Raw genomic sequence first — 26,021 nt, forward strand, 5'->3', positions numbered from 1 at the left:
AGAGTGTGAGTACTCACTTCCTCCGGTAATCAACCGTGCGAGAGGTAGTCCTATTCCGCCTCGGTAAGCAGCGTGTGGTCGGTGGCAGTGGAGCACCGAATGGGTTAGCCTTTCGCGAAACATACTGCTCGTTGGGGAAACGTGAAGTATGCGCGGTAATGGGGATACCGACCGGTGGGGGCATCGAGGCGTGAATACTGTTCGGTTCGTTCGTGGTGCGCGGCGTGAAGTACCGCGCACTCCAGGCGGAGAAGTGACGCTTCAGACGCCGCCGGAGATACCTCGGGTGGTCCCGGGAAACTTGCTGATGAAGCTCATGCCGCTGGTCATGGTGGCAGCAATGGTCGGCATGGTCGCGTTGATGTTCACCTCCGGCATGGCCGCCAACCCGATGATGCTGATGTTTCCGGCGATGATGCTGGTATCGATGCTGGGCATGGTCGCCGGTGGTGGCCGCGGCGGTGGCGCCAGAACAGCGGAGTCGAACGAAGACCGCAAGGACTATCTGCGCTACCTCGACCAACTACGCAGAGACGTGGCAACCACCGCGACCAGCCAGCGTGAAGCGCTCGAGTGGTCGCACCCTGACCCGGAGATTCTGTGGTCGTATGCGGGCTCTCCGCGGATGTGGGAGCGCCGAAGCTCGGATCCGGACTTCTGCCATGTTCGGATAGGTAGAGGAGACCAGCGACTGGCGACGCGTCTCGTCCCCCCGGAGACTGGGCCGGTCGAAGAACTCGAACCCGTCTCTGCGGTGTCACTGCGGCGGTTCGTACGGGCACATTCCGTTGTCGGGAGTCTCCCCACCGCGGTGTCGCTTCGCGGATTCGCTGCCATTTCCGTGTCCGGCGATCGTGATTCCTCGCGGGCCATGGTCCGTTCGATGGTGGCGGCGCTCTGTATGTTCCACGATCCCGACCAGTTGCGGCTCGCAGTGGTCTGCGGCCTCGATACGGTTGCGTTCTGGGATTGGACCAAATGGCTTCCCCACACTCAGCACGATGTAGCCAGGGACGGTGTCGGCACTGCACGGATGATCTACGGATCGTTCCTCGAACTCGAATCCTCGCTCGGCGAACACCTCTCGCTGCGCAACAGATTCGCCCGTGGAGGCTCGCCGTCCGCGGGAGTCCCGCAGCTCGTGATCATCGTCGACGGTGGCCTACTCGACAACACTGCGACCGATCTTTCGCGAACCGGGGTCGATTCGGTGACGATCGTCGATCTCTCCGACTTCTGCACCGGACTTGCCGCCAGTCGAGGCATTCGTCTGTTCGCCGAGAACGGTTCGATCGGTGCAGTCAGCGGCTCACGCGTCGAGGTATTCGGGGTCTCGGACGCGATGAGCGTCGCACAGGCAGAAACCGTGGCGCGAAGGCTGTCTCCGTATCGAACCGCAGTCGATGTCGGTATCGATTCCGGCGGAGAAGATACTGACTCGATCTCGAGCTGGAATTATCTTGTCGGAATCGCCGACGTCGGTCTCCTCGACCCGAGTCGGGCGTGGGTGACCCGTCGGGGCCGTGATCGCCTTCGTGTACCTATCGGAATTGCACCCGACGGAAGCTCGGTCGAGATCGACCTGAAAGAGTCGGCCGAGAACGGTATGGGGCCGCACGGATTGTGCATCGGCGCAACAGGTTCGGGGAAGTCGGAATTCCTCAGGACACTCGTCCTGGGTCTCATCGCCACACACGACCCGGACCAGCTCAATCTGGTACTCGTCGACTTCAAAGGTGGTGCGACGTTCGCCGGTCTCGAGGAGGCGCCACATGTTGCTGCGGTGATCACCAACCTCTCCGAAGACCTGTCGCTGGTCGATCGGATGAAGGACGCCATTGCGGGGGAGATGAATCGCCGTCAGGAGCTACTCCGCGATTCGGGCAACTACGCCAATGTGTCCGACTACGAGAAGGCACGGGCTGCCGGTGCCGCGCTCGCTCCATTGCCTGCTTTGTTCATCGTCGTCGACGAGTTCTCGGAGTTGCTGAGCCAACAGCCCGAGTTCGCAGATCTCTTCGTCGCTGTCGGGCGGTTGGGGCGGTCGCTGCACATGCACCTTCTGCTGGCGAGTCAACGCTTGGAGGAAGGGAAGCTGCGCGGGCTGGACAGTCACCTTTCGTATCGGATCGGGTTGAAGACGTTCTCTGCCAACGAGTCTCGCTCGGTTCTCGGCGTTCCGGATGCGTATCATCTACCGGCACAACCTGGCGCCGGGTATCTCAAATGCGATTCTGCCGAGATCGTTCGCTTCGCAGCTGCATACGTGTCCGGGCCCTACGTTCGCCCTCGAGATGCGGTACGGGGGATCAGCGACAGTTCTGCGACGGTTCGACCGCGGATCTTCAGCGCCTATCCGGTGCAGACGGATGCGGTCGAACCGTCGGTCGACGATATCGGCGCCCCGTACGACGAGCACCTGCAGGAGGAAGAAGCCAGGCCCGACAGCCGAACGGTGCTCGATGTCGTGGTCGAACGACTTCAGGGCAGCGGTTTTGCGGCCCACGAGGTTTGGTTGCCGCCGCTCGATCTACCGCCCACGCTCGATCGAATGATTCCCGATTCGGTTCTGTCGGCACCGGTTGCGGCGATCGCATCGCTACGGGCACCGATCGGCATAGTGGACCGCCCATTCGATCAACGGCGCGATCTACTGGTGGTGGACTTGTCGGCGGCCCAAGGCCACCTCGCGATCGTCGGAGGGCCACAGTCCGGGAAGTCGACAGCGCTGCGAACACTGATCATGTCGTTCGCCCTGACCCACACTCCTGCGCAGGTGCAGTTCTACTGCCTCGATTTCGGTGGAGGAACGCTCGGCGGACTCGCCTCCCTTCCCCACGTCGGATCGGTCGCGAGCAGGCTGGACGTCGACCGGGTTCGACGGACGGTCGCCGAAGTCGCGGCAGTGATCGGACGACGCGAGAGAGTATTCCAACAACGGGGTATCGACTCGATCGTCGAATTTCGTCGTCGTCGCGCCGAGCAATTGATCGACGACGAGGATGGTTTCGGAGACGTCTTCCTGGTGGTGGATGGCTGGGGCAGTATTCGATCCGACTTCGAAGCTCTCGAGCCTCAGCTTGCCGCGCTGACAGCGCAGGGGTTGTCGTACGGCGTTCACCTCATCCTCACCGCGTCGCGGTGGGCCGAGATTCGTCCGGCAACCAAGGATCTTGTCGGAACCCGGATCGAACTCAAGCTGGGTGATGCGTCCGATTCCGAGTTCGGGAGAGTGAAGGCCGCACGGGTTCCCGACAGTAGGCCCGGTCGCGGAATCACGAAGGAGGGGTTGCACCTCCTTGTCGGATTGCCGCGTGTCGACGGCGCGCCGTCGACCGTCGATCTCGGTGTCGGCATTCAGCATGCGGTGGCAGCTGTTGCGCAGGCCTACGTCGGTCTTTCGGTGCCACCTGTGCGCATGCTTCCCGAAAGCCTGCCGCGAGGTGAGCTTGTCGATCTACTTGTCGGCCGCTGGCCACGCTCACGCGGGCCGGTGCCGGAATTGCGGGTTCCCATCGGAATCGATGAGGCAGAACTCGATCCGGTGACACTCGATTTCGCCGAGCAAGCGCACTTCCTGGTATTCGGTGACACCGAGTGCGGGAAGACGGCGTTGCTCGAGTCGATCTGCATTTCGCTTGTCGAGGCCAATACGCCGGCGCAGGTGAAATTGATACTCGCCGACTACCGCCGCACGATGCTCGGCACCGTCGACACCGACCATCTCGCGGGATATGCAGCCTCGCAGGCGGTTCTGATGACGATGATGACCGAGCTCGCCGCCAAACTCGCCGATCGGATGCCTGGGCCCGACGTCACCCAGCAGCAACTTCGTGAGCGGACCTGGTGGAGTGGACCGGAGATTTTCGTGATCGTCGACGACTACGACCTGGTGGCCACATCGACGGGAAACCCGTTGACCGTTCTCGTCGAGTACCTTCCACATGCCCGCGACATCGGGTTGCACGTGATTGTCTCGCGGAGATCGGGCGGGGCATCGCGAGCGTTGTACGACCCCGTCATTTCACGTATGCGCGATCTCGTGTCGCCTGGTCTGGTCATGAGCGGCAGTCGTGACGAGGGGAATCTGATCGGTTCGGTCAAGCCGAGCGCCATGCCGCCCGGGCGTGGCACGCTGGTCGACAGGCGAGGCCAGTCGCTCGTTCAGCTGGCGTGGACAGCGCGATGATCAGCGAAAGCAGCTACGCAGCAGTAAGTCTCGGTGACGGCCCGGTGTCGGTGTTGACGGTTTCGGGGCTCGGCTCGGCCGAGTTCGAGTTTCGACCTACGGTGTCGATGCGTGACGGAACGCCCGAGTACCTGGTCGCCGAACTCGGACGCGATACCTCATCGGAGGTGACGCACTCCAACCCCATGAGCTTCGTCGACGACGCCGAGTGCCTCGTCGGTTCGACCGTTCTACCCACGGCAGCGGTGGTGCACGGTGTCCTCGATGCATCGCTCGCTGCGGCCGGTGCACCCCCGATCGTCGACGTCCTCGAAATTGCATGCCCCTCGCACTGGGGTCCCGTTGCTGTGCGCGAAGTTCGCGCTGCCGCCATGCCTCTGGCGCGTGAGGTGATCGTGGTCGATGCGGCGAGCGCGGCAGCCCACTCCGCGGGTCAGCGAGCGCCTTCGTACGCCATCGTCGTCGAACTGGCCGAACTCGAATCGGTGGTGTGTGCGGTCACCGCCGATGGCCGAGGCGGTTACACCAGGACCTGCAGATGGGATGTGCGGGGCACGCGTGACTTGGGTGGTGATCGAGGGGCCGAGGCTTCGATTCTCGACCGGGTCTCGTCGTTCGTTGCCACGCAACGCCATCGGGAGGGGGTGGATGTATTCGTACTGGAGACGACTGCTGGCAGTGACGTGAAGGTACTCGACGAATCACCGTATCGGGTCCACCGACTGCGCGGGGTGGACATCGTTCGGTCCATGGCGGCTCGCGCAGGGCTCTCGATTCCAGCAGACGGACTGGGGCAGTCGAGGGCGGATCCAGCGGATGAAGCTGGTTCGTCGGAGAGCTTCGAAGGCGAGCCGGAGGATCGCTGGGCGAGGATGACGCCCATGCCTGTCCGCGCAGCAGCCTGGCTGGAAGAGTTCGATACCGGCGCGGTGTCGGGTGCTCGGCGTCGTCGGAAGGTGAAGCAGGCGGCAGCGGTGGCGGTCGCGCTGGCGATGAGCTCGGCGGTGTTGGTGGCCGTCGTCTCGATGCGTGGAGAACCGGATCGGCTCGCTGACCCCTCCCGCGCGGAGGCAGCATCGGTGACCATCCCGTCCGCGTCGATGGCCGGTCCTGCAACCTCGACCTCACCGACGCCGAGCACTGCCGCACCCACTACTTCGGCGTCGAGAGGAGTTGGCGACGGACCGTCGACGAAATACACCTACGGCCGCGTCGGACTTCGGATTCCGGACGGTTGGTCGCACCGGGAGGAGGCCGAGCGATCGATTCTCGTGCCGTCGGATCTGCCCGATCGCAGAATCGTGATCACTACGACCGTTCTGCGTCCAGATGCGTCGTTCGACGAAGTTGCCGACGACCTGTCCGCGATGGTGGCTGCCCGTGCTTCCGATGGCGTGCTCGGCGACCTGATACGGGCGAGGGATGTCGACGGGCGAGTCGCGTTGTCTTACACAGAATCTCCTGATATCGACTCGACGGTGAACTGGCAGATCTTCGTCGAGGACGATCTGCAGATCAGCATCGGTTGTCAGAGTCGGCGTGGTGAGCAACACCTGTTCGATGCCGAATGCGCCGGGGTCGTCTCCACTTTGACGGTCGCACCCGAGTGAACTGGGAACGATTCGTTCAAAAATTTTCACAACCATGGAACCGAAGGGCATCGTGCGTGCGTCCAACCAGATGTAGGGGGGAATCGCACGTGCTCCGAAGGCGAACCGCTGCCCAGTCCGGGTACTCGACCGAGTACCCGGAACCGAAGACATCGAGGAGTTGACATGGCAGAAGCCAATATCGAAACCATGATCGCCGTGGCCGCAAAGGTCGACGGCCTTCGTGACCAGATCGGAGGGCTGCTGAGGCTGCTTCGCTCGGATGTCGACCTTGCGGCATCGGGAATTTGGAAAGGACAGGCGTCGACCTCGTTCGGTCAGGTCATGACCAACTGGGATTCGAGCGCATTCAAACTCGAGAATGCGCTCGCGGGCATCAGCCAGTCGATCAAGACCAGTGGTATCGAGTACGACCAGTCCGAGCAGGACAACGTCTCGTCGATCAATGCAGTCGCGGGCACGCTGAACCTGTGATGTCCGAGCGTGCTTCGCGATTGCGAAGCACTCGAACACATCTCACGAGAGTCCACCACTTGCATCACCGAACGGAAACGAGGAACTGACTATGGACGGCGAAATCAGATACAACTTCGGCTCGATCACCGATCTGGCCGGCGGTATGACCAACAAATGGCAGTCGCTCAACGACAAACTCGACGAGATCAAGTCCTCGATTCAACCTCTCGTTGCGACGTGGCAGGGTGCCGATGCCGACGCTTACCAAGTCAAGCAAGGGGAATGGAACTCGGCGCAGACCGAGCTCACCACGGTCCTGCAGAGCCTGATCGGCGCGGTCAACTCCGGCAACCAGAAGATGATGGAACAGGAAGCTATGAACCGGTCCCGTTTCTCGTGAGGTAGTCGTGCTGCCATGTGCCCCGGCATTGCGCTCGATGCCGGGGCTGTGCGGTGTCCGCGGGACCACACCCGAGTACTGATCGGCACTCGTCTCGGGTTGCTTCCACGTCGTCGTACCTGTGAGGTGGAAGCGTGGACCCCGCCGAAGCACGCAGGCTCATAGCCGATGCGCGGAGTGCCGCGCAGAGTCGGCTGGAGTCTTTGCGTGCACAGTTCGATGTGATCGTGGCGGGCTCCGAGTGGACCACCGATGACGACGAGCACGATCCGGAAGGATCGACGATCGCCTTCGAGCGAGCAAAGGTGATCGGGCTGGCGCGTGATGCAGAGGATGAAGTCCGTGAGCTCGATGCAGCTCAGGAACGCGTCGCATCGGGTTCTTATGGAGTGTGCGAGCGGTGCGGTTCGGCTATCGCCGATCCCCGCTTGGAGGCGCTCCCCGCGGCTCGGCGCTGCATAGATTGCGTGCGACTTCGGTGAAGGCGTTTTGACCTGCTGCAGCTCCAACCGGTATTGTCCCACGATGGCGTGGATGAGATCGTCGCGCGCGTTGTGCGGCGATCACTTGCTCTCGGGTCTCAACTGGCCGCCGAGGGGATAGACACGTCTTGGCCAGCAGCGACATCATGAAGACAGGAATTTCTGTGTCTACATACAGCCCGAAGGCCGGGGACACCACCCGGACTTGGCATGTGATCGACGCTACGGACGTTGTACTCGGTCGGCTCGCCGTCCAGGCAGCCAACTTACTCCGTGGCAAGCACAAGCCCACCTATGCAGCCAACGTCGACGGTGGCGACTTCGTCGTCATCATCAACGCAGAGAAGGTTGCCATCAGCGGTAACAAGCGCGATGGCAAGTTTCTTTACCACCACTCCGGCCACCCGGGCGGATTGAAGTCGCGCACGGTCGGCGAGGTTCTCGAGAGGACCCCCGATCGACTCGTGGAAAAAGCCGTCATCGGCATGATCCCCAAGAACAAGCTCGGCAGTGCCATCGCGGGCAAGCTGAAGGTCTACGCGGGACCGAACCACCCGCATACAGCTCAGCAGCCCGTTCCGTTCGAGATCAAGCAGGTGTCCCAGTGACGGCGCCGGAGGGAAATGACGTGACGTCGCAGGAGAACACCGAAGAGGTCGTCGAGATCGCCGCGGACGAGTTCGTGGCTGTCGAAGAGCCTGAGGTAGTCGACGAGATCGAAGCCGCTGCTGCAGCGCCTGCACCGATCCTGTTCGATCGCCCGATCCAGACGGTCGGTCGTCGTAAGGAAGCCGTCGCTCGCGTGCGGTTCTCCTCGGGCAGCGGTGGGTTCAAGCTCAATGGCCGTAGCCTCGAAGACTACTTCCCGAACAAGGTGCACCAGCAGCTGATCAAGGCTCCGTTGGTCCTCGTCGATCGGGCAGAGTCCTTCGATATCGTCGCCCTGCTTCACGGTGGCGGCCCGTCCGGACAGGCAGGCGCATTGCGTCTGGCTATCGCGCGCGCCCTCATCGAGCTCACCCCGGAAGATCGTCCGCCGCTCAAGGCTGCCGGTTTCCTCACGCGTGATGCGCGTTCGGTGGAGCGCAAGAAGTACGGTCTGAAGAAGGCACGTAAGGCGTCGCAGTACTCCAAGCGCTGACGTTCTTTACAGTTCTACCCGCGAGGGCAGGCGTCCAGAATTCTCGGATGCCTGCCCTCGCGGCGTTTGAAAATCAATTTTTTGTTCTGGCGAAGGGGGATGAACTCCAGATGACTCGACTGTTCGGTACCGATGGCGTGCGGGGGCTGGCCAACGGCCTGTTGACTCCGGAGTTGGCGGTGAGGGTGGCCAGGGCGGCCGCAACCGTACTGACATCGGCTTCAGCGACGGAACGCCCCGTCGCGGTGGTGGGTCGCGACCCGCGAGCGAGTGGTGAGATGCTCGCAGCTGCGGTGACCGCAGGTCTGACCGCGTCGGGAGTCGACGTGCTCGACGTCGGGGTCCTCCCGACGCCCGCCGTTGCGTATCTGACATCGGCGCGCGGTGCGCAACTGGGTGTCATGATCTCCGCCTCCCACAATCCGATGCCGGACAACGGAATCAAGATTTTCGCGGCAGGCGGTCACAAGCTCGACGATGACGTCGAAGATCGAATCGAGACCCTCGTATCCGGAGACGGTGCAATGCCCGCACCTACAGGTTCGGGTATCGGGCGCGTCCGAGTGATGACGGGTGCTGCCGAGGAATACGCGGCGCATCTCGGTTCGGCACTGCCGATTCGGCTCGACGGGCTCACCGTGGTCGTCGATTGTGCGAACGGCGCTGCGTCCGCCGTCGCACCCTCGGTGTACGCCGAAGCTGGGGCGAAGGTGATCGCGATCAACGCGGACCCGGACGGCCTCAACATCAACGACGGCTGCGGATCCACGCACTTGGAAGATGTGCAGACGGCCGTGGTGTCCCATGGAGCGGACCTGGGCATCGCTCACGACGGCGACGCCGATCGATGCCTCGCCGTCGACGCCTCCGGACGCATTGTCGATGGCGACGCCATCATGGCGGTACTGGCCATCGGAATGAAGGAATCCGGCGAGCTCACCGAGAACACGCTGGTCGCCACCGTCATGAGCAATCTCGGTCTGCACATCGCGATGCGCGCCGCTGATATCGAGATGCGTACCACAGCAGTAGGTGACCGGTATGTTCTCGAGGATTTGAGATCTGGGGGCTATGCCTTGGGGGGCGAGCAAAGCGGCCACGTAGTCATTCCCGAGTTCGGGACCACCGGTGATGGAACTCTGACCGCGCTGCGAATCATGGGCAGAATGTCAGAGACCGGTCGTTCTTTGGCTGATCTGGCCTCGGCAATGACCACGCTTCCGCAGGTGCTCATCAATGTGAAGGTATCGGACAAGGCAGCTGTGGCGACCGCACCTTCGGTGCTCGAAGGTGTGGCCGAGGTAGAGCGCATGCTAGGTGATACCGGTCGAGTGTTGTTGCGTCCCAGCGGTACCGAGCAGCTGGTGCGGGTGATGGTGGAGGCGGCCGAGCCGGACCTCGCCCGTCGACTCGCCGAGGAGTTGGCGAATCGGGTCGGGCAGGTCTGACTCGGGCCGTCCCGGAGCTCAGTGTTTCTCGATCGACTCAATCCGTCAGAGCACGAAGCGCGGTCAACTGTGCGACACGGCCTGCGGTGTTCTCAGCCAGGGGTAGGACGTTCAGTGTCGTGACTCCGGCCTCGGCGAATGCCGCGACGCGTTCCTTCACGTAGCTTTCCGGCCCGATCAGGTTGATGGCGCGCACGAGCTCGTCGGGCACCGCGGCGGTTGCTTCTTCTTTTCTGCCTGCCAGATACAGGTCCTGAATCTTCTCGGCCTCGGCTTCGTATCCGTACCGTCGAGCGAGATCGTTGTAGAAGTTCTTTCCCTTGGCGCCCATTCCGCCGATGTACAGGGCGAGGTGGGGCTTGACCCACGGAAGGTACTTCTCCGCGTCCTCGCCGATGGCGAGAGTCGGGCTTGCGAAGACCTCCAGGTCGCCCAGGGACGGGTCTCGCTTGGCCTTGCCTGCGCTCAGCGCGTCTCCCCACACCTGATCCGCTTTTTCCGGGAAGTAGAAGATCGGCTGCCAGCCCTCGGCGATTTCTGCAGTGAGCTCGACGTTCTTTGGTCCGAGTGCGGCGATGACTACCGGGATCTTCTCGCGCACAGGATGATTGATCAATTTGAGCGGCTTGCCCAGGCCAGTGCCCTTGTCTGCGGGCAAGGGGATCTGGTAGTGCTTGCCCTGGTGGACAACCTTCTCGCGACGCCACACCTGACGGCAGATCTCGATGACCTCGCGGGTCCGGGCGATGGGCGCGTCGTACTTCACGCCGTGGAAACCCTCGACGACCTGGGGGCCGGACGCGCCGAGGCCGAGAACGAAGCGACCGTCGGAGACGTAGTCGAGGCCGGCCGCAGTCATCGCGGTCAACGATGGTGTGCGGGTGTAGATCTGGAAGATGCCCGACGCGATCTTGATCGTCGACGTCTTCGCCGCCAGAAAGCCGAGTTGGCTGACAGCGTCGAAGGAGTAGGCCTCGGGAACGAAGATGATATCGAGGCCCGACTTCTCGAGTTCTTCTACCTCGGCCACGGTTTCTTTGAATCCGCCCGAGTAGTTGAGCGTGGTTCCGATATGCATGAGACTCCTCGCAGGTGTGAGCGTGTTATCTGTAACCCGAGCTGTATGCCTGGGACGTTACCGGTACCGGAGGGAACCGATCCCATGCGGGCTGCGTCGAACATGACAGGGGTATTTCGCCCGACGGACGTGGAAGCGTGGTGTGCGAGATGTGTGACGAGTTGGACATCGATGCGGAGGCAGTCGGTGCTGTGGCCGGAGGTCTCGGCGACAGCGCCCAGGAAATTTCGTCGGCTGCCGAGTTTGCGAGCGGGCTCACGTTCGGTCCGGCGGTCGCCGGCCGGATCTACGGCGACCTCGGTGTGCGCATTGCAGCAGCCGGCGGACTTGTGGGGTCATCGCTACGACGCTGGAGTGAGGCGTCCGAAGACACCGCCGACCGGCTCCGTACCACCGTCGACGGATATCGATTTGTCGACGAAGAGCTGTCGACGTCCCTGCACGAACACCGAATCGAATCGCCTCGATGACATCACCGACGATGCCGGGCGTGGAGTCTGTGGTCTCTATCGACAGCCTTCTCGACGGCGGCGCCCGTGGCTTGCTGTATTTCGAACGTCACCTCCCGACGCTGTATCGGATCGATGGTTCTCCGGAATGGACGTACGCCGAAATGTGCGCACGCTACGACGAGCAACGAGGGTTGGATATTGCGGCCTTGACTGCTGATGCCGACGTGTTGGGCCGAGTGCTCGAGGTTGCACGCTCGCAGATCGAGGAACAGCGGCGTCTGTGCGCGGTGCTGGGCCGTTCGTGGTCGGGCCCAGCAGGTGAGGCTGCGATGTCGGATCTGGAATCGGACCTGCAGTGCGCGCTCTCGCGTGTGGACTCGATCGATCAGCTCTACCAATCGATGAACACCGCGGCAGATGTCATCGGTGATCTCGTACGGGACAAGGCGGCCGTCGTGGGATCGATCGACTTCTCTCGAGTCGGCGGCCAACCGGTGGAGTCGATCAACGCGATTTCGTACGTCGCCGGTCTGGAGCTCGATTCTTTCCGCGGTATCGGTCCGGTCGCGAATGCCTTTCTGGTTGCGGTCGAGGCTGCGCTGCCGGAGGTCGCGGAGGTGGTCGACACCCGGGTACCCCTCGACAGTGTCGGCCTGAGCAAGGTTCAAAGCGTGTGCGATTCGTGGCTCGACGATGTTTTCCGGCCGGCGGTCACCGAGACCTGCCTTGCATTCATGGAAATCTGCACGGCCACCGACGTTGGCGTTCGGGACCTGCTGGCAATCGTGGCGAACGTGGCGGAGGCCATCGACGATTCCGAAATTCCGTCCACCGATCTGGACGACTCGGCCCTAGACCGACCCGACCCTGGGCGTCGAACTGCGCCCGAGGATCCCCAGGCTTCGGCCCCGTGCACCGTTCCACAGTCTGTATTGGCACAGTCGGTTCAGCCGCTGCCCGTTCAGCCGCTGCCCGTTCCGCCGCAGTCCGCACCACCGCAACAGGCTGTGCCGGCAACAGCCCCCACGGCCAGTAGCATTCCAGTTTCGCAACCGCAGCGGAGTCCGGACATCGACACCGGAAGTGGCACTGGCCTCTCCGGTTCAGCCCGCGCACCCGACTCGGTGGCAGCAATCGAGTCGGCGGTGCAACGTGCACTGGAACCGCTCACTGCCGACATTCGGTCGGCTATAGATCGCATTCTCGATTCCGAGGCCGGTGGCACAGCGGCCCCGCCGAACGATCGAGGAGAGGACGCGATTTCGAGTGAGTCTGTGCCGGAGCGGTATGCACCAGCTTCCGTGGAGCCGACCGAGGTCGATGCGGAACCAGCGAGCGCCGACACACCTCTGTCGACTGCTGACCCGGCGGGACCGGATTCGGGTGGAATGTCGCCTGAACGAGGGCATCTCGAAGCCGAATTCGATGGGCACCGCGCGAAGATCGCGGTGGCACAAGATGGAAGGGTGTTGTTGGAACTCGGCAGCCCGGACGGCGGAGTACGCCGATTCGAACTTCGGATGGGGCCGCTCGGACTTCCCGTGATCGTCGAAACTCTCGAAGCTCCGCCCGCGGCCTCCGGATCGGCTTCCGAACAGCGAATGCCCGAACAGTCGCTCCCCGTGCACGTTATCCCCGAACAACGAGATCCGGACCGACCTGCGGGCGAATCGGACGTAGAGGAGTCGGAGGCGGAACCGGAGGCAGAGCAGTCATCGGTTGTTCCGCCTGAAGTACCCGAGCCTGAGCCTGCACCCGTCGCACCGGACGTCGGTACGTCCGAGGATTCCGAACCCGAAGGTTTTTTACCTCAGATGTGCGCGCCGGACGAGGGGAGTGCCGAGGATGAAGCCGTCCCGACAGGACCGCCGATACACACTCCGTCGCAACCCCGGACACCGGCAGAGGGTCCGGCACCTACAGCGACGGATCTGGACGCAGGGAGACCATCATTCGACTCAGGTGCACACCTTGCCGAAGCCGGGCCGCTGTGACCAGCGGTGCGAACACGTGGAGAAACGAAATTCAGCGCGTGCGGGCCGAGCACCGTGCCGCACTGAATCTGGTATCGGATCGACTCGACACGATAGCGCGTGCGGCGGCAGGCGTCGTGCCGTCACCGGCTGCAATCGACGATCACGGCACACGTCCGGGATCGAGTGGAGTGTCGAACGAGAACGTCGAGGAAGATCGATCCGTGGACGTATACCGGTCGTATCTGGTGCCTGCGAATCTGGATACGCGGGTGCAGGAAGCGGTGCCCGCAACCCGGGCCGAGGACGACCCGCCTTCGAGCTGGCTGAGGTGAAGAGAGTCAGCGACCGATCACTGCACGCACAGCCGAGAGTGCACTCGGCTTCGGCTGCTCCGCAATCGGTGCGTGGGGATCGATAACTCGCGTGTTCTTCAATTCCGCTGCACCGGCGAGCTCTTCGTACTTCTTGTCGCCGGAAACGTGGAACAAAAGGAATGCAGTCAGTAGCGCGCGGACGATCTCGACCGTCGACTTCTCGGTACCGCCGAAGCCGAGGGGGCTGAGTAGCCGTCTTCCCTCGACCATGCCGTCGGACGACGCTTTGTCGATGCGTCGGAAGGTCGAGGGCCCTGCCCAGGCGCCGGCGAGGGCGAGTGTGTTGTCGTTCAGGGAATCGGTCATGGCTGCATCTCCCAGCACCAGACCGGGCACCGACAAGGATTGTGCTGCGTCCTCCGCGCTCGGCACCGTCGGTGCCGGAAAGAGCGCGGCGACGGCTTTGATGTCCGAGCGTGATGCGGCTGTGAGAACTGCGACGCTCGCTCCCATGCCGTGGCCGGCAACAGCGAGTTTGTCGGGGTGCACACTGATATCGCCGGTTCCCAACCGCACTCCGGTCATGATGTCGAGCACTGTGCCGAGGTCTGCGGCGAGACCGCGGTGTGAGGGAAGCGGCCCGCGTTCGGTGTCGGGCGCCGCGGCGACGATGCCCCAGGACGCAAGGTGCTTCAGGGTGTTCGTGTAGTGGTTGCCGCGCAGGAGCCAGCCGTGCCCGAAGGCAACTCCGGGCAGGTTGTAGCCCTCCGCCGGGGTGTAGACGACGCCGGGTTGACCGGCGAGGGCGAGGTCGCCGCGGAGCACTTTGTGCGGACCGCGCTTGCTGAGTTCTGCTGCGAGCTTCTTTGGTGTCGCCACGGGTGTAGACGCTATCGGATCGGGTGTGACCGGCGGGGGTACGGGGCCGAGTAGAGCTTCTCGCGTTCTCCCGCGAGGATCTCCGTCGGTCTCCGAGTACCCTCAAGCACCATGTGCGGAATCGTGGGATATGTCGGCCACCGCCAAGCTCTGGGTGTAGTGGTCGAGGCGCTTCGGCGTATGGAATACAGGGGATACGACTCAGCGGGGATTGCGATACTCGACGGTGCCGGAAACACTGCCGTCGAACGCAAGGCGGGTCGGCTGGCGAATCTGGAGGCCGAACTGGAAGAAGTCGGCGCCGAGAGGTTCGTCGGGTCGACGGGCATGGGTCACACCCGGTGGGCAACTCACGGTCGGCCGACCGATCGAAACGCGCATCCACATCGTGACGTGTCGGGATCGGTCGCGGTCGTGCACAACGGGATCATCGAAAACTTCGGACCACTCCGTGCCGAACTCGAAGCCCGGGGCATCGAGTTCTCCAGTGACACCGACACCGAGGTGGCAGTCCACCTCGTCTCGTGCGCGTATGAGGAGGGCCCGACGAAGGGCGATTTCGTCGCCAGCGCGAAAGCGGTGTTGCGCAGACTCGAGGGCGCATTCACGCTCGTGTTCACCCATTCCGATCATGCCGACACCATTGTCGCCGCGCGTCGGTCGACGCCGCTGGTCGTCGGCGTAGGTGTCGACGAGATGTTCGTGGGTTCGGATGTGGCTGCATTCATCGAGCACACGCGCGAAGCTGTCGAACTCGGCCAGGACCAGGTAGTCGTCATCACAGCCGGTGGATACGAGATCACCGACTTCGACGGCAACGTGGCGTCGGGACGCCCTTTCCATATCGATTGGGATCTGGCTGCGGCAGAAAAGGGTGGCTACGACTACTTCATGCTCAAGGAGATCCAGGAGCAGCCCACTGCCATCGCGGACACCTTGCTCGGGCATTTCGAGAATCAGCGGATCGTCTTGGACGAGCAGCGGTTGTCGGATCAGGAACTTCGTGAGGTCGACAAGATATTCGTCGTAGCGTGTGGAAGTTCCTATCATTCCGGGTTGCTTGCGAAGTACGCCATCGAGCACTGGACGCGGATTCCGGTCGAGGTCGAACTCGCCAGCGAGTTTCGTTACCGAGATCCGGTCCTCGATCGATCCACGCTCGTGGTCGCGATTTCGCAGTCCGGCGAAACTGCGGACACGCTCGAAGCCGTGCGCCATGCGAAAGATCAGGGCGCGCGAGTTCTCGCCGTGTGCAATACCAACGGCTCGCAGATTCCGCGCGAGGCCGACGCAGTCTTGTACACGCGAACGGGTCCAGAGATCGGCGTCGCGTCGACCAAGGCATTCCTCGCTCAAGTCACTGCCAACTACCTGGTCGGGCTTGCCTTGGCGCAGGCTCGCGGAACGAAGTACCCCGACGAAGTCGCACGGGAGTTCGCAGATCTCGAAGCGATGCCCGAGCTCGTGCAGAAAGTGCTCGATGCGGTGGAACCGGTGCGCGAGCTTGCACGAGAATTGGCAACTTCGCCGACGATTCTGTTCCTCGGCCGCCACGTCGGATATCCGGTGGCACTCGAAGGCGCCCTCAAGCTCAAGGAACTTGCCTACATGCACGCCGAGGGCTTCGCTGCAGGTGAACTCAAACATGGTCCCATCGCGCTGATCGAGGACGGGTTGCCCGTAATCGTGGTCATGCCCTCGCCGAAGGGGCGCGCGGTTCTTCACTCGAAGATGCTCAGCAACATTCGTGAGATCCAGGCTCGTGGTGCTCGAACAGTAGTGATCGCGGAGGAGGGCGACGAAGCTGTTCGTCCCTTTGCCGATCATCTGATCGAGATCCCGGTGGCTCCGACTCTCCTGCAGCCTTTGCTGTCGACTGTGCCACTGCAGGTCTTTGCTGCCGAAGTGGCCCAGAGCAGGGGATACGACGTCGACAAGCCGAGGAACCTGGCGAAGTCCGTCACTGTCGAGTAGGAGCAACGTACGTGAACGTCCGACGGGAGACTGTTTATGCGGCACTACTTCACGCCTGAGCAGATTCGCGACGCGGAACGACCCCTCCTCGAGGCGTTGCCGCCGGGGGTTCTGATGCGCCGTGCAGCCTACGGTCTGGCGACGGTAGTGGCGCGGGAGTTGGCGGGCCGGACAGGCGGGGTCGCCGGTCGGCGGGTGAGCATTCTCGTCGGGTCCGGTGACAACGGAGGCGACGGACTGTGGGCCGGTGCCATCCTGCGCACCCGTGGGGTAGCGGTGAGTGCGGTCCTGCTGAAGCCGGACCGCACGCACCCGGAAGGCCTTGCGGCGTTTCGGCGCGCCGGAGGCAAGGTCGTTCCTGCACCGGACAATCCCGACCTGGTCATCGATGCCATCGTCGGCATCTCCGGCACCGGGCCGCTGCGCTCCGATGCGGCAGCCATCGTTGCCGCACTCGATGCTCCGATCGTGTCCGCTGACATTCCCAGCGGTGTCGATCCGACGACGGGCGGCGTGGACGGTCCAGCTGTTCGAGCTGCGGTGACCGTGACCTTCGGTGCGCGCAAACCCGTGCATGTGCTTGCGGTGCCGCATTGCGGCAGAGTCGAACTCGTGGAGATCGGGTTGACCTTGCCCGATCCCTACATTCGCGCGTTGGAGCCTGCCGACGTCGGCGCCCTCTGGCCGATTCCTGCAGCCGAGGACGACAAGTATTCGCAGGGTGTCGTAGGGATCGCCGCGGGCAGTGAGCGATATCCGGGGGCTGCATTGTTATGCACCGGAGCGGCGGTGGCCGCGACGTCGGGCATGGTGCGGTACGTGGGGAGCGCGGCAGCTGAGGTTGTATCCCACTATCCCGAGGTCATCGTCTCGGCCGATCCGTCTAGTGCTGGACGCGTGCAGGCATGGGTGGTCGGTCCCGGGTTCGACACCGGGGAAAGATCGAGGGAGTGGTTGTCCGACATCCTCTCCTCCGATCTGCCCGTGGTGGTCGACGCAGATGCCCTGACCGTTCTGGCGTCGGAACCAGAGCTGGTTCGCTCGCGCTCGGCACCGACGTTGCTGACACCGCATGCCGGTGAATTCGAGCGGTTGACCGGCCGGATGCCCGGCACAGACAAAGTGTTTGCGGTGCGTGAGCTGGCATCGAACTGGGGTGTGACCGTTCTGCTCAAGGGCCGAGCGACGGTGGTCGCCGACCCGGATGGCAGGGTCTTCGTCAATGATGCGGGTGGATCCGCAGCGTCGACGGCAGGATCGGGAGATGTTCTGTCCGGAGTGCTGGGGGCGTTGCTGGCCACCGGCCTCGAAGCGTCCGTTGCTGCAGCGTGTGGTGCCCGGGCGCACTCGTTGGCGGCGGCGACGGCCGCGCATGGGTCCGGCGGCGAGTTCGCGGCACCGATCTCGGCTGGTCCTCTCCTGTCCGCGCTGCCCGAGGCCATTCGAATTCTGCGTTCCGTCACGGTGTGAGGCGTCGGATCAGACGGCTACAGTGTTTCCGGTCACGATCGGCGCGAAGTGGAACGAGGACCTCGGTGCACCGAGTACGGAGTCATGTCTTGCGAGTGGCATCATCGAACGTTGTGGACAGCGAACTCGTGCCGGTAGACGACGTGACAGCAGTGGGCTCCGGTACAGGTGCGACAGCCACCATCGATCTCGACGCGATCGCCCACAACGTCGCTGTGCTCCGTGAATACGCTGGTGACGCTTCGATGATGGCCGTCGTGAAGGCGGATGGCTACAACCACGGTGCGTTGGCGGTTGCAACAGTGGCGCTGAACGCGGGAGTCGAAGAACTGGGTGTCACGACAATCGACGAAGCGCTCACACTGCGCAGGGCCGGCATCACTGCCCCGATTCTTGCCTGGCTGCACCGACACGACACCGATTTTGCTCCGGCGATCTCGGCTGGGGTCGGGATCGGTGTCTCCTCGGCAGCCCAACTGTCGGCAGTAGTAGCCGACGCTCGCATTGCGCACGTCCCCGCCGTCGTGTCGTTGAAGGTCGACACCGGTTTGAACCGAAACGGGATTCCCGTCGAACAGTGGGACGAGGTGATCGAGGCACTGGGTAGGGCGGTCTCGGAGGAGACCGTCCATTTACGCGGAATCTTCTCCCATCTGGCGTGCGCGGACAGTCCGCAGCATCCTGCCAACGATCGCCAAGCGGACAATTTGCGTTCCGCGCTCGCACGCGTGCGTGCAGCCGGTCTGCAGTCCGAGCGGGTACATCTGTCCAACTCGGCGGCCACTGTTACTCGTCCCGATCTCCGTTTCGACATGGTCCGGCCCGGTATTGCGATGTACGGGTTGTCGCCGATACCCGAACTCGGTGATTTCGGCCTGCGACCCGCGATGACGGTGTCGGCGCCAGTAGCGTTGGTGAAGAAGGTCGGGGCCGGTGAGGGTGTGTCCTACGGGCACACCTGGACTGCTCGGAAGGACACCACGGTTGCGCTCATCCCGATGGGATATGCCGACGGAGTGGTGCGCCATCTGAGCGGGCGTTTCGACGTCCAGATCGGTTCGAGACTGTTTCCTTCGGTCGGGCGGGTATGCATGGACCAGTGCGTGGTGGATCTCGGGCCGAGCGGGGCAGGGGTCACCGAAGGCGATACCGCGATCCTGTTCGGATCCGGCGACGGCGGGGGACCGCGTGCACAGGACTGGGCGGATCGGTTGGACACCATCCACTACGAGATAGTGACCGGAATTCGCGGCCGTGTACGCCGGTCGTACCGGGGTCTCGGTGCGGGGCAGCCGGGGAAGACTTCCGGTGAGGTAACCCGATGAATCTGCTCGGACATCTAGGCATAGTCAACAGCGTCGGGATAGCCCTGCGCGAAACCGTGCTGCGTTCGAACAAGGATCCTCTGGCCAATGAGAACCTCGAGCTGATGGACGCCGATCGCGGATCGATCGTCACCGCCGACGACGGAGTTCCACTCGCGGTTCGCGAAGTCGGGCCCACCGACGCACCTATCACCGCGGTCTTCGTACACGGGTACTGCCTTCGCATGTCCTCGTGGCACTTTCAGCGCCAAGCGTTGGAGAAAGAGTGGGGCTCGTCGGTCCGAATGGTCTTCTACGACCAGCGCGGCCATGGCAAGTCCGGCGAACCGACGCCCGAAAGCTGCACCATCGAACAGCTCGGATCCGATCTCGACGCAGTCATTCGGGCAGTGGCACCGCGCGGTCATCTCGTCCTCATCGGCCACTCGATGGGTGGAATGACGATTCTGTCGTTGACGCGTCAGCGTCCGGACTTGGTCAAGGAAAGGGTCATCGGCGTTGCCTTGCTATCGACGACGGCGGCTGGACTGGCCGAAACGGGCCTGGGTAAAAGCCTGAACAATCCCGTCATCGATGCATTTCGCCTTGCCGTCCGCGCCTCGCCTGGCGTGGTCCAGCTCGGACGCGGAACTGTGCGGGCGCTTATCTCGCCGGTGCTACGTGCGGCGTCGTACGGAACGCGGGTGAGTCCGCGCTTGGTCGCGTTCTCACAATCGATGATCGACGACACTTCCGTGGTGACGATCGTCAACTTCCTGAAAACCCTCGAGCTGCACAACGAGAAGGATGCGTTGTCGCACCTGACCCGCATTCCGGTGACCGTCATGTGCGGCGACGAAGACTGGATAATCCCGCTCGCGAGCACGTTGGCGATGGCTGAAGCGCTGCCCGAAGCAGAGGTGGTTCGGGTTCCTCAAGCCGGTCATCTCGTGCAGCTCGAGTTTCCGGACAAAGTCAACGCCGCCCTCGTCCGCCTCCTCACCCGAGCGAGCGCCGTGCGGGCACGTCGACGAAGCGGATGGAGGGGCATTGGCTGAGTCCACGTCGCCGTCCACATTGCATTTCGACGGGCGCTCACTGACCTTGCCGAAGGCGGCCGACACGGAGGACTTCGGATACCGGCTGGCTCAAACCCTCGTCGCCGGCGACCTCGTGATTCTCGATGGACCGCTGGGTGCGGGGAAGACCGCCATGACGCGTGGCATTGCGTCCGGGCTCGGGGTACAGGGCAGGGTCAGCTCGCCGACGTTCGTCATTGCGCGCGAACACCGGGCCGGGGTTCGGCCGAACGGTGCTGTCCCCGTGTCGTTGATTCACGTGGACGCGTACCGGCTGGGAATGACGGGCCAGTCTGCCCTCGACGAACTGGATGCGTTGGACCTAGACACCGATCTGGAGGCTGCCGTGGTCGTCGTCGAATGGGGTGAAGGGTTGGTCGAGAAGCTCACCGATTCTCATGTGTCGGTCCGTATTCGACGCGATCTCGACACCGATGACAGATACGTCGAATTGAACCGAGTCCAACATTCGGTGCAGGACTGACGGTGCCGCGGCAGGCCCGTTGTGACATGCGGGTACTCTGAGAAACCGTGCTCGTTCTCGCTGTCGATACCTCCACGCCCGCAGTCACCGCCGGTGTGGTTCGCGTCACCGACGGACACCCACGTACCCTGTCCCAGCGAATCGTGGTCGACCCCCGGCTTCACGCCGAGGTTCTCACGCCCAATATTCTCCAATGTCTGGCCGACGCCGCACTCACTCCGCAAGATCTCCAGGCCGTCGTCGTCGGTGTCGGCCCCGGCCCGTTCACCGGGCTTCGTGTCGGAATGGCAACAGCCTCCGCATTCGCCGACGCACTGGGCATCCCGATCCACGGCGTCTGCAGCCTCGACGCGATTGCCGCCGAACTTTCCGACGAGCCCGATCTGCTGGTCGTCACCGATGCCAGGCGCCGCGAGGTGTATTGGGCGCGGTACCGATATGCGGTCCGGTACGCAGGCCCGGAAGTCGTTGCTCCTACTCTGCTCGATGTTGCCGGGGCGAGTGCTGCGGCGGGTTCTCCGCCTCATGTCGCGTTGTTCGAAGTGCCTGTAAGAGAAGTGGTGTCGCCGTCGCCGCATGGTTTGGTACTGGCGGCTCTCGATCATCTGGCATCCGGATCCGCGCCTGCACCGATCGTGCCGCTCTACCTTCGTAGGCCGGACGCGAAAACTCTCGAGGAGCGCGCAGCGGCGAAGGCGGTGACACCTTGACCGTAATTCTGTCGCCACTGATCAGTGCCGATGCCGATCGTTGCGCCGAACTCGAGCGCGTGTTGTTCCCCGGGGACGGCCCATGGACCGCACAGGCGTTTCTGTCGGAACTTGCTGCGCCCCAAAATCATTACATTGCCGCGCGCGAGGGCGGCACGCTGGTGGGTTACGCCGGGGTCGCCTTGCTGGGCAAGGGGGAGTCGGCGGAGTCCGAAGTGCACACCATCGGAGTTGATCCTCTCGCTCACCGCCGCGGCATCGGTGGGGCTTTGTTGGCCGATTTGCTCGCGGTAGCCGACAGTCACGGCGGGCCGGTATTTCTCGAAGTGCGTACCGACAACGAACCGGCTATCGAGCTCTACACCCGTACCGAGTTCGTGGTGGTCGGGACGCGGCGCAAGTACTACCAGCCGAGCGGTGCGGACGCTTACACGATGCGGCGCGAAGTCGGGAATGGAGGCACGCTCTCGTGATCGTGTTGGGTATCGAAAGTTCTTGTGACGAAACAGGCGTGGGTGTCGTCCGGTGGCGTGATTCCGGTGTGTGCGAGTTGCTTGCCGACGAGGTTGCGTCCAGCGTCGACGAGCACGCACGATACGGCGGTGTTGTCCCAGAGGTAGCGTCACGCGCACATCTCGAGGCGATGGTTCCTACGATGCGGCGTGCACTCGCAACTGCCGACATCGATCGGCCCGACGCGGTGGCCGTGACGATCGGCCCCGGATTGGCGGGTGCCCTGCTCGTAGGCGTCGCCGCAGCCAAAGCGTATGCGGCCGCGTGGGGTGTGCCGTTCTACGCCGTCAATCATTTGGGTGGGCATGTGGCGGTCGATACCCTCGAGCACGGACCGATGCCCTCGTGCGTCGCGTTACTGGTCTCCGGCGGGCATACGCACCTGTTGCACGTAGATGATCTCGGTGCTCCGATCGTCGAGTTGGGTACCACTGTCGACGACGCAGCGGGTGAAGCGTTCGACAAGGTTGCCAGGTTGCTCGGGTTGGGTTACCCGGGCGGCCCAGCGCTCGATGATGCTGCGCGAGAAGGTGATGCGCATGCTATTGCGTTTCCGCGAGGCATGACGGGCCCGCGAGACGCGCGGTACGACTTCTCGTTCTCCGGGGTGAAGACGGCGGTCGCCAGGTTCGTCGAGGCACGTCGGCGCGCAGGAGATGCCATTCCCGTCGCCGACATTGCTGCGTCTTTTCAGGAGTCCGTCGCCGATGTGCTGACCATGAAGGCGGTGCGCGCAGCTCAGGATGTCGATGTGAACACACTCGTGTTGGGGGGCGGAGCCACCGCCAACTCGAGAATTCGCTCGTTGGTCGAAACTAGGTGCAGCGCAGCGGGATTGAACTTGAGGATTCCAAAGCATCGGTTGTGCACCGACAATGGAGTCATGATCGCTACGCTCGGCGCGCACCTGATAGCGGGTGGTGCAGAGGCATCCGATCTGCGAGCGGCGACCGACCCGGGGCTCCCGGTGTCGACCAGCCTGATATCTGGCCGCGCCTAGTTCGTCGTGACTGCACCGGTCTCGGCCGCCGCGCTGTCTGGGGATCCATCGATGGGTGCACCCGGGTTCGCTGGAACAACAGCGGGTGGAGACCACACGGTCGGTGGAGGCATCAACTCCGGCGACGCCTGAGGTGCGGGTGAACTGCCGACGTCCGTCGTGGGGGCAACGTCCGGTGTAACCGGCGGGAGGACCGCAACGGACTCGGTCGACGTCACCGAAGGTCGTCCGGTCGGGGTCGTTTCAGGCGGGGCGGACTGAGGCGGGGTGACTTGAGGACGGGTCGACTCAGGCACTGTCGATTCCGGAATGCTCGGAGTCGGCAAGGGCGGCACAGTCGTGGTGCTGTCGGGGAGCGGAACGATCTCGCCCAAATTCGGCAGAGCGGGAAACGGAATCAACGGAAGATCCGGCGCCGGGTGCAGCGTCGGCGTGGGCGTCGATGCCGCCGGCCAACTGGTGGGCGTCGGCGCCACGTCTGTGACGCTGCCGCGCTCGGATGTGGCCGATACCGATGCCGACGTCGAGTTGCCAGTCGAGACCTCGGCGGAGGTTGTCGTGGCCCGCGGATCGGCCGCGTCGGTGGTGATGTCTGCGATCGAGGTGTTGCTCTGATTGCTGTGCTGCTCGGACGGAACTTCGGTGCCTGCGGGGGAGTAACCGGCGTCATCGGAGGGATTCAATGCCTGAATTCCGTAGACGAGGACTATTCCGGCGACAAGGAGAGCTCCGACCAACGCTCCGGAGTAACGACCGACCGATCGAGCAGGCGAGCCGGCAGTGGCACCGACCGTGGGGTAGAGACCCTGAGCAGCGGTAAGGGCGACATGGGCGGCACCTGTAGCAAGGGCGGCATCGGGTTCGTCGACGGTAAGAACCGGAAGTCCGAGTTCGGACTCGAAGACGGTCCGCACCAGCGGTATAAGGGCGCCGCCGCCGATGAGTACCACCGCTTCGGGTGCACGGCCCGTACGATCGGCCGCCTGCGTGAGACGACGCACCACCTTCGTCACCGACGGGCGGATCAGCGCGTCGAATTCCGTCCGGGCCACGGTGGTAGTGACCCCGTCGTGGTCGATGGATGCCGAATCGTATGTCGAAAGGTGTTCTTTGACCGTGCGGTACCGCGCAGAATCGTTGCTGCGGGCGTCCTCTCGCGCTCGAGTTTCGCGTTCCGATCTACCCCGTACGAGATCTTTGACGAGACTGTTGACCACGTCACCACCGAAGTCGACGCTGCGTTCGTAGGCGTGGACGACACCGGATTGGGCGTCGATGATCGTCACGGTCGAGCCCGAGGCACCCAGGTCGACAACCGAGACGGTGCCGTAGCGCGCGATGAGCCCCGACTCGGCGAGGAACGCGTAGGAAGCCACAGATTCGGGAATCAAGGAGAGCGCACGATGTGAATTGCCAAGTGCCGAACGAATAGACGATGCCTGCTCGGGAGTGCGATACGACACGGCGATTGAGTCCGGTTCGCGCCGTCCAGTCGAATGTGCGCCTTGCCCGGCGGGTGCCGGCACAAGGGGCCTCATCAAGTCTATTGCCGATGCGACCAGCCGGCCTATGTCGGTATTGGCTTCACTGTCTGCGGACACGGTGCGGTATTCGACGGTGTGCGAACCCTGCTCATCGACCACGACCAGGGCAGCGCACACGACTTCGGTTCCGGTAGAAACCCCTATTGCAACCTTCATCGTGCACCTCCCACCCTGTTCGAAATCGACTACATGTCCGGACGCTGTTGCGGCTCCGTGTCACGGCAGCGGAGTGCGTCGTCGAAGTCGACTGTCGGGACTATATCGTCTCGTTATCCGAACGTTACAGAATTTTTCGAAGGAACGTGAACCTCCGCGCAGAGATACCGCTATGACAAGGAGGTCTGCGTTTCGATCAATTCTCTCGAGGGGCCGAATGTGGCTGGTTCTACGCGCTATTCCAAGCTGAGCGACAAGGAACGGCGTGTACTTCTGTTCCGCGCACTGTTTCGACCCGTCGTCACAGCCGCTCTTCTGACTGCCTTCTACTTCGCCGCTCCGATGGACGACGTCGCCGACGTCGGTTCCATCACCATCCTGGCCGCAGTCCTGATCGGGGTGGGGATCGTGTCCGTGTGGCAGGTCACGAAAGTATTGAAGGCCGATTATCCGACGATTCAAGCGATCGAAGCTACCGCGGCAATCGTTCCGGTATATCTCATCGGATTCTCTACCGTTTACTACATGATGTCCGAAGCGTCGTACGAAAATTTCACCGAACCGGTGTCGCGGATGGGGAGTCTTTATTTCACCTTGTCGGTGTTTTCCACCGTCGGGTTCGGTGACATCGCTGCGTCCACCGATCCTGCCCGTGCTGTCGTTTCGCTACAGATCATCGGAAATCTAGTGCTCATCGCGCTCGGCGGGCGACTCCTCTTGGCCGCGATCAGAAGAGGGCAAGCGCGAAACGCCGACTGATCGGCGCGCGCGGCAGGGCCGGGTCTTCGGCATCGGAGAACCCAGACCTTGAGTGCTGGCACTCGCGTGTATAGAGTGCTAGTTGGCACTGAGTGAGTTCTCGGCACCCGCGACGACGGGAACGAGCGCGGAGCTACGAACGTAGAAATGCAGAACTGCACCAACAAACAGCTGTCCGGGGATCCGACCCCGGATGCGTACCCCATAACAATGGAGGGCTCAACGTGGCGAGCGTGAAAATCAAGCCGCTCGAGGACAAGATCCTCGTCCAGGCCAATGAGGCCGAGACGACGACCGCCTCCGGTCTGGTCATCCCCGACACAGCCAAGGAGAAGCCTCAGGAAGGCACCGTCGTCGCAGTCGGCGAAGGCCGTGTCACCGAAAAGGGCAACCGGATCCCGGTCGACGTCAAAGAAGGCGACACCGTCATCTACAGCAAGTACGGCGGCACCGAGATCAAGTACGCCGGCGAGGAGTACCTGATTCTGTCGGCACGCGACGTGCTGGCCGTCATCGCCAAGTAAGTCATATACGCACCCCGCCCCGGAACCCGATTCACTTCGGTCCCGGGGCGGAGTGCGTTCGATCGAGTCCCGACTCGAA

General features: G+C 63.1%; 24 protein-coding genes. 21 read left to right on the top strand and 3 right to left on the bottom strand.

Features of this window, described 5'->3' with window-relative positions; all coding sequences use genetic code 11:
- Positions 1 to 190: 190 nt before the first annotated feature.
- From eccCa to glmM, 8 genes are all read left to right on the top strand, one after another.
- Positions 191 to 4,189: a type VII secretion protein EccCa gene (eccCa, locus tag BJI47_RS06845; RefSeq protein WP_176224707.1), complete on the top strand. Its 3,999-nt coding sequence runs from the start codon at positions 191 to 193 to the stop codon at positions 4,187 to 4,189.
- Entirely contained in the window at positions 4,186 to 5,799 is a 1,614-nt protein-coding gene (locus BJI47_RS06850; RefSeq protein WP_125458668.1) for a type VII secretion-associated protein, read from the top strand. The genes eccCa and BJI47_RS06850 overlap by 4 nt, the downstream gene beginning before the upstream one ends.
- Before the next feature lie 165 nt (positions 5,800 to 5,964).
- Positions 5,965 to 6,273 carry a WXG100 family type VII secretion target gene (locus BJI47_RS06855; protein WP_088943022.1) on the top strand — a complete coding sequence of 103 codons (309 nt, stop codon included), beginning with the start codon at positions 5,965 to 5,967 and terminating at the stop codon, positions 6,271 to 6,273.
- A gap of 91 nt (positions 6,274 to 6,364) precedes the next feature.
- The gene (locus tag BJI47_RS06860) at positions 6,365 to 6,655 is read left to right on the top strand and encodes a WXG100 family type VII secretion target (RefSeq protein ID WP_084348455.1); all 291 of its coding nucleotides are present in this window, start codon (positions 6,365 to 6,367) and stop codon (positions 6,653 to 6,655) included.
- Between the two features lie 134 nt (positions 6,656 to 6,789).
- Positions 6,790 to 7,137, top strand: coding sequence for a TraR/DksA C4-type zinc finger protein (locus BJI47_RS06865; RefSeq protein WP_088943023.1), 348 nt, complete (start codon positions 6,790 to 6,792; stop codon positions 7,135 to 7,137).
- 164 nt (positions 7,138 to 7,301) lie between these two features.
- Complete coding sequence (gene rplM, locus BJI47_RS06870; protein WP_088943062.1) at positions 7,302 to 7,745, top strand: 50S ribosomal protein L13; 444 nt, start codon at positions 7,302 to 7,304, stop codon at positions 7,743 to 7,745.
- Complete coding sequence (rpsI, locus tag BJI47_RS06875) at positions 7,742 to 8,278, top strand: 30S ribosomal protein S9 (RefSeq protein ID WP_084348454.1); 537 nt, start codon at positions 7,742 to 7,744, stop codon at positions 8,276 to 8,278. The genes rplM and rpsI overlap by 4 nt, the downstream gene beginning before the upstream one ends.
- A 110-nt stretch (positions 8,279 to 8,388) precedes the next feature.
- Entirely contained in the window at positions 8,389 to 9,726 is a 1,338-nt protein-coding gene (gene glmM, locus BJI47_RS06880) for a phosphoglucosamine mutase (protein ID WP_088943024.1), read from the top strand.
- A 37-nt stretch (positions 9,727 to 9,763) separates the two neighbouring features.
- Here glmM and BJI47_RS06885 read toward each other — a convergent pair whose 3' ends face one another.
- Positions 9,764 to 10,804 (bottom strand): LLM class F420-dependent oxidoreductase, encoded by a 1,041-nt coding sequence (locus tag BJI47_RS06885; protein ID WP_088943025.1) that lies wholly within the window; start codon positions 10,802 to 10,804, stop codon positions 9,764 to 9,766.
- 149 nt (positions 10,805 to 10,953) lie between these two features.
- Here BJI47_RS06885 and BJI47_RS06890 point away from each other — a divergent pair, with 149 nt between their 5' ends.
- Genes BJI47_RS06890 through BJI47_RS06900 form a run of 3 tightly spaced genes read left to right on the top strand, consistent with a single transcriptional unit; the run spans position 10,954 to position 13,564 of the window.
- On the top strand, positions 10,954 to 11,274 hold the full coding sequence (locus BJI47_RS06890) for a type VII secretion target (RefSeq protein WP_088943026.1): 321 nt from the start codon (positions 10,954 to 10,956) through the stop codon (positions 11,272 to 11,274).
- On the top strand, positions 11,271 to 13,250 hold the full coding sequence (locus BJI47_RS06895) for a hypothetical protein (RefSeq protein WP_125458669.1): 1,980 nt from the start codon (positions 11,271 to 11,273) through the stop codon (positions 13,248 to 13,250). Before BJI47_RS06890 ends, BJI47_RS06895 begins: the two co-directional genes overlap by 4 nt.
- Positions 13,247 to 13,564 (top strand): hypothetical protein, encoded by a 318-nt coding sequence (locus BJI47_RS06900; RefSeq protein WP_088943028.1) that lies wholly within the window; start codon positions 13,247 to 13,249, stop codon positions 13,562 to 13,564. Before BJI47_RS06895 ends, BJI47_RS06900 begins: the two co-directional genes overlap by 4 nt.
- Positions 13,565 to 13,570: 6 nt before the next feature.
- Here BJI47_RS06900 and BJI47_RS06905 read toward each other — a convergent pair whose 3' ends face one another.
- The gene (locus BJI47_RS06905) at positions 13,571 to 14,425 is read right to left on the bottom strand and encodes a dienelactone hydrolase family protein (protein ID WP_088943029.1); all 855 of its coding nucleotides are present in this window, start codon (positions 14,423 to 14,425) and stop codon (positions 13,571 to 13,573) included.
- Between the two features lie 111 nt (positions 14,426 to 14,536).
- On the opposite strand from BJI47_RS06905, the gene glmS reads away from it, so the two are divergent.
- The 8 genes from glmS (at position 14,537) to tsaD (ending at position 22,959) form a co-directional block, all read left to right on the top strand.
- The gene (glmS, locus tag BJI47_RS06910; protein ID WP_088943030.1) at positions 14,537 to 16,399 is read left to right on the top strand and encodes a glutamine--fructose-6-phosphate transaminase (isomerizing); all 1,863 of its coding nucleotides are present in this window, start codon (positions 14,537 to 14,539) and stop codon (positions 16,397 to 16,399) included.
- A gap of 36 nt (positions 16,400 to 16,435) precedes the next feature.
- Entirely contained in the window at positions 16,436 to 17,869 is a 1,434-nt protein-coding gene (locus BJI47_RS06915; RefSeq protein ID WP_088943031.1) for an NAD(P)H-hydrate dehydratase, read from the top strand.
- Between the two features lie 128 nt (positions 17,870 to 17,997).
- A complete protein-coding gene (gene alr, locus BJI47_RS06920; RefSeq protein WP_254900432.1) occupies positions 17,998 to 19,194 on the top strand; it encodes an alanine racemase in 1,197 nt (398 codons plus the stop codon).
- Positions 19,191 to 20,231 (top strand): alpha/beta fold hydrolase, encoded by a 1,041-nt coding sequence (locus BJI47_RS06925; protein WP_088943033.1) that lies wholly within the window; start codon positions 19,191 to 19,193, stop codon positions 20,229 to 20,231. The genes alr and BJI47_RS06925 overlap by 4 nt, the downstream gene beginning before the upstream one ends.
- Before the next feature lie 19 nt (positions 20,232 to 20,250).
- A complete protein-coding gene (gene tsaE, locus BJI47_RS06930) occupies positions 20,251 to 20,736 on the top strand; it encodes a tRNA (adenosine(37)-N6)-threonylcarbamoyltransferase complex ATPase subunit type 1 TsaE (RefSeq protein ID WP_088943063.1) in 486 nt (161 codons plus the stop codon).
- Positions 20,737 to 20,783: 47 nt separating this feature from the next.
- A complete protein-coding gene (tsaB, locus tag BJI47_RS06935; protein WP_088943034.1) occupies positions 20,784 to 21,446 on the top strand; it encodes a tRNA (adenosine(37)-N6)-threonylcarbamoyltransferase complex dimerization subunit type 1 TsaB in 663 nt (220 codons plus the stop codon).
- A complete protein-coding gene (gene rimI, locus BJI47_RS06940) occupies positions 21,443 to 21,919 on the top strand; it encodes a ribosomal protein S18-alanine N-acetyltransferase (protein ID WP_088943035.1) in 477 nt (158 codons plus the stop codon). Before tsaB ends, rimI begins: the two co-directional genes overlap by 4 nt.
- Positions 21,916 to 22,959 (top strand): tRNA (adenosine(37)-N6)-threonylcarbamoyltransferase complex transferase subunit TsaD, encoded by a 1,044-nt coding sequence (gene tsaD / locus BJI47_RS06945; RefSeq protein ID WP_088943036.1) that lies wholly within the window; start codon positions 21,916 to 21,918, stop codon positions 22,957 to 22,959. Before rimI ends, tsaD begins: the two co-directional genes overlap by 4 nt.
- Here tsaD and BJI47_RS06950 read toward each other — a convergent pair.
- Entirely contained in the window at positions 22,956 to 24,659 is a 1,704-nt protein-coding gene (locus BJI47_RS06950) for an Hsp70 family protein (RefSeq protein ID WP_088943037.1), read from the bottom strand. The genes tsaD and BJI47_RS06950 overlap by 4 nt on opposite strands.
- Positions 24,660 to 24,878: 219 nt before the next feature.
- Here BJI47_RS06950 and BJI47_RS06955 point away from each other — a divergent pair, with 219 nt between their 5' ends.
- Positions 24,879 to 25,418 (top strand): potassium channel family protein, encoded by a 540-nt coding sequence (locus BJI47_RS06955; protein ID WP_088943038.1) that lies wholly within the window; start codon positions 24,879 to 24,881, stop codon positions 25,416 to 25,418.
- 224 nt (positions 25,419 to 25,642) lie between these two features.
- Positions 25,643 to 25,942 (top strand): co-chaperone GroES, encoded by a 300-nt coding sequence (groES, locus tag BJI47_RS06960; RefSeq protein ID WP_008718149.1) that lies wholly within the window; start codon positions 25,643 to 25,645, stop codon positions 25,940 to 25,942.
- Positions 25,943 to 26,021: the final 79 nt, after the last annotated feature.

Source organism: Rhodococcus sp. 1168 (assembly GCF_002091955.1).
Taxonomy (GTDB): Bacteria; Actinomycetota; Actinomycetes; order Mycobacteriales; family Mycobacteriaceae; genus Rhodococcoides.

Bases quoted from the DNA above. Each gene is read 5' to 3' on its own strand.
- BJI47_RS06850 (WP_125458668.1), top strand. From the start codon at position 4,186: ATGATCAGCGAAAGCAGCTACGCAGCAGTAAGTCTCGGTGACGGCCCG.
- BJI47_RS06855 (WP_088943022.1), top strand. From the start codon at position 5,965: ATGGCAGAAGCCAATATCGAAACCATGATCGCCGTGGCCGCAAAGGTC.
- BJI47_RS06860 (WP_084348455.1), top strand. From the start codon at position 6,365: ATGGACGGCGAAATCAGATACAACTTCGGCTCGATCACCGATCTGGCC.
- glmM (WP_088943024.1), top strand. From the start codon at position 8,389: ATGACTCGACTGTTCGGTACCGATGGCGTGCGGGGGCTGGCCAACGGC.
- BJI47_RS06885 (WP_088943025.1), bottom strand. From the start codon at position 10,804: ATGCATATCGGAACCACGCTCAACTACTCGGGCGGATTCAAAGAAACC.
- BJI47_RS06890 (WP_088943026.1), top strand. From the start codon at position 10,954: ATGTGTGACGAGTTGGACATCGATGCGGAGGCAGTCGGTGCTGTGGCC.
- BJI47_RS06895 (WP_125458669.1), top strand. From the start codon at position 11,271: ATGACATCACCGACGATGCCGGGCGTGGAGTCTGTGGTCTCTATCGAC.
- glmS (WP_088943030.1), top strand. From the start codon at position 14,537: ATGTGCGGAATCGTGGGATATGTCGGCCACCGCCAAGCTCTGGGTGTA.
- BJI47_RS06915 (WP_088943031.1), top strand. From the start codon at position 16,436: ATGCGGCACTACTTCACGCCTGAGCAGATTCGCGACGCGGAACGACCC.
- BJI47_RS06925 (WP_088943033.1), top strand. From the start codon at position 19,191: ATGAATCTGCTCGGACATCTAGGCATAGTCAACAGCGTCGGGATAGCC.
- BJI47_RS06950 (WP_088943037.1), bottom strand. From the start codon at position 24,659: ATGAAGGTTGCAATAGGGGTTTCTACCGGAACCGAAGTCGTGTGCGCT.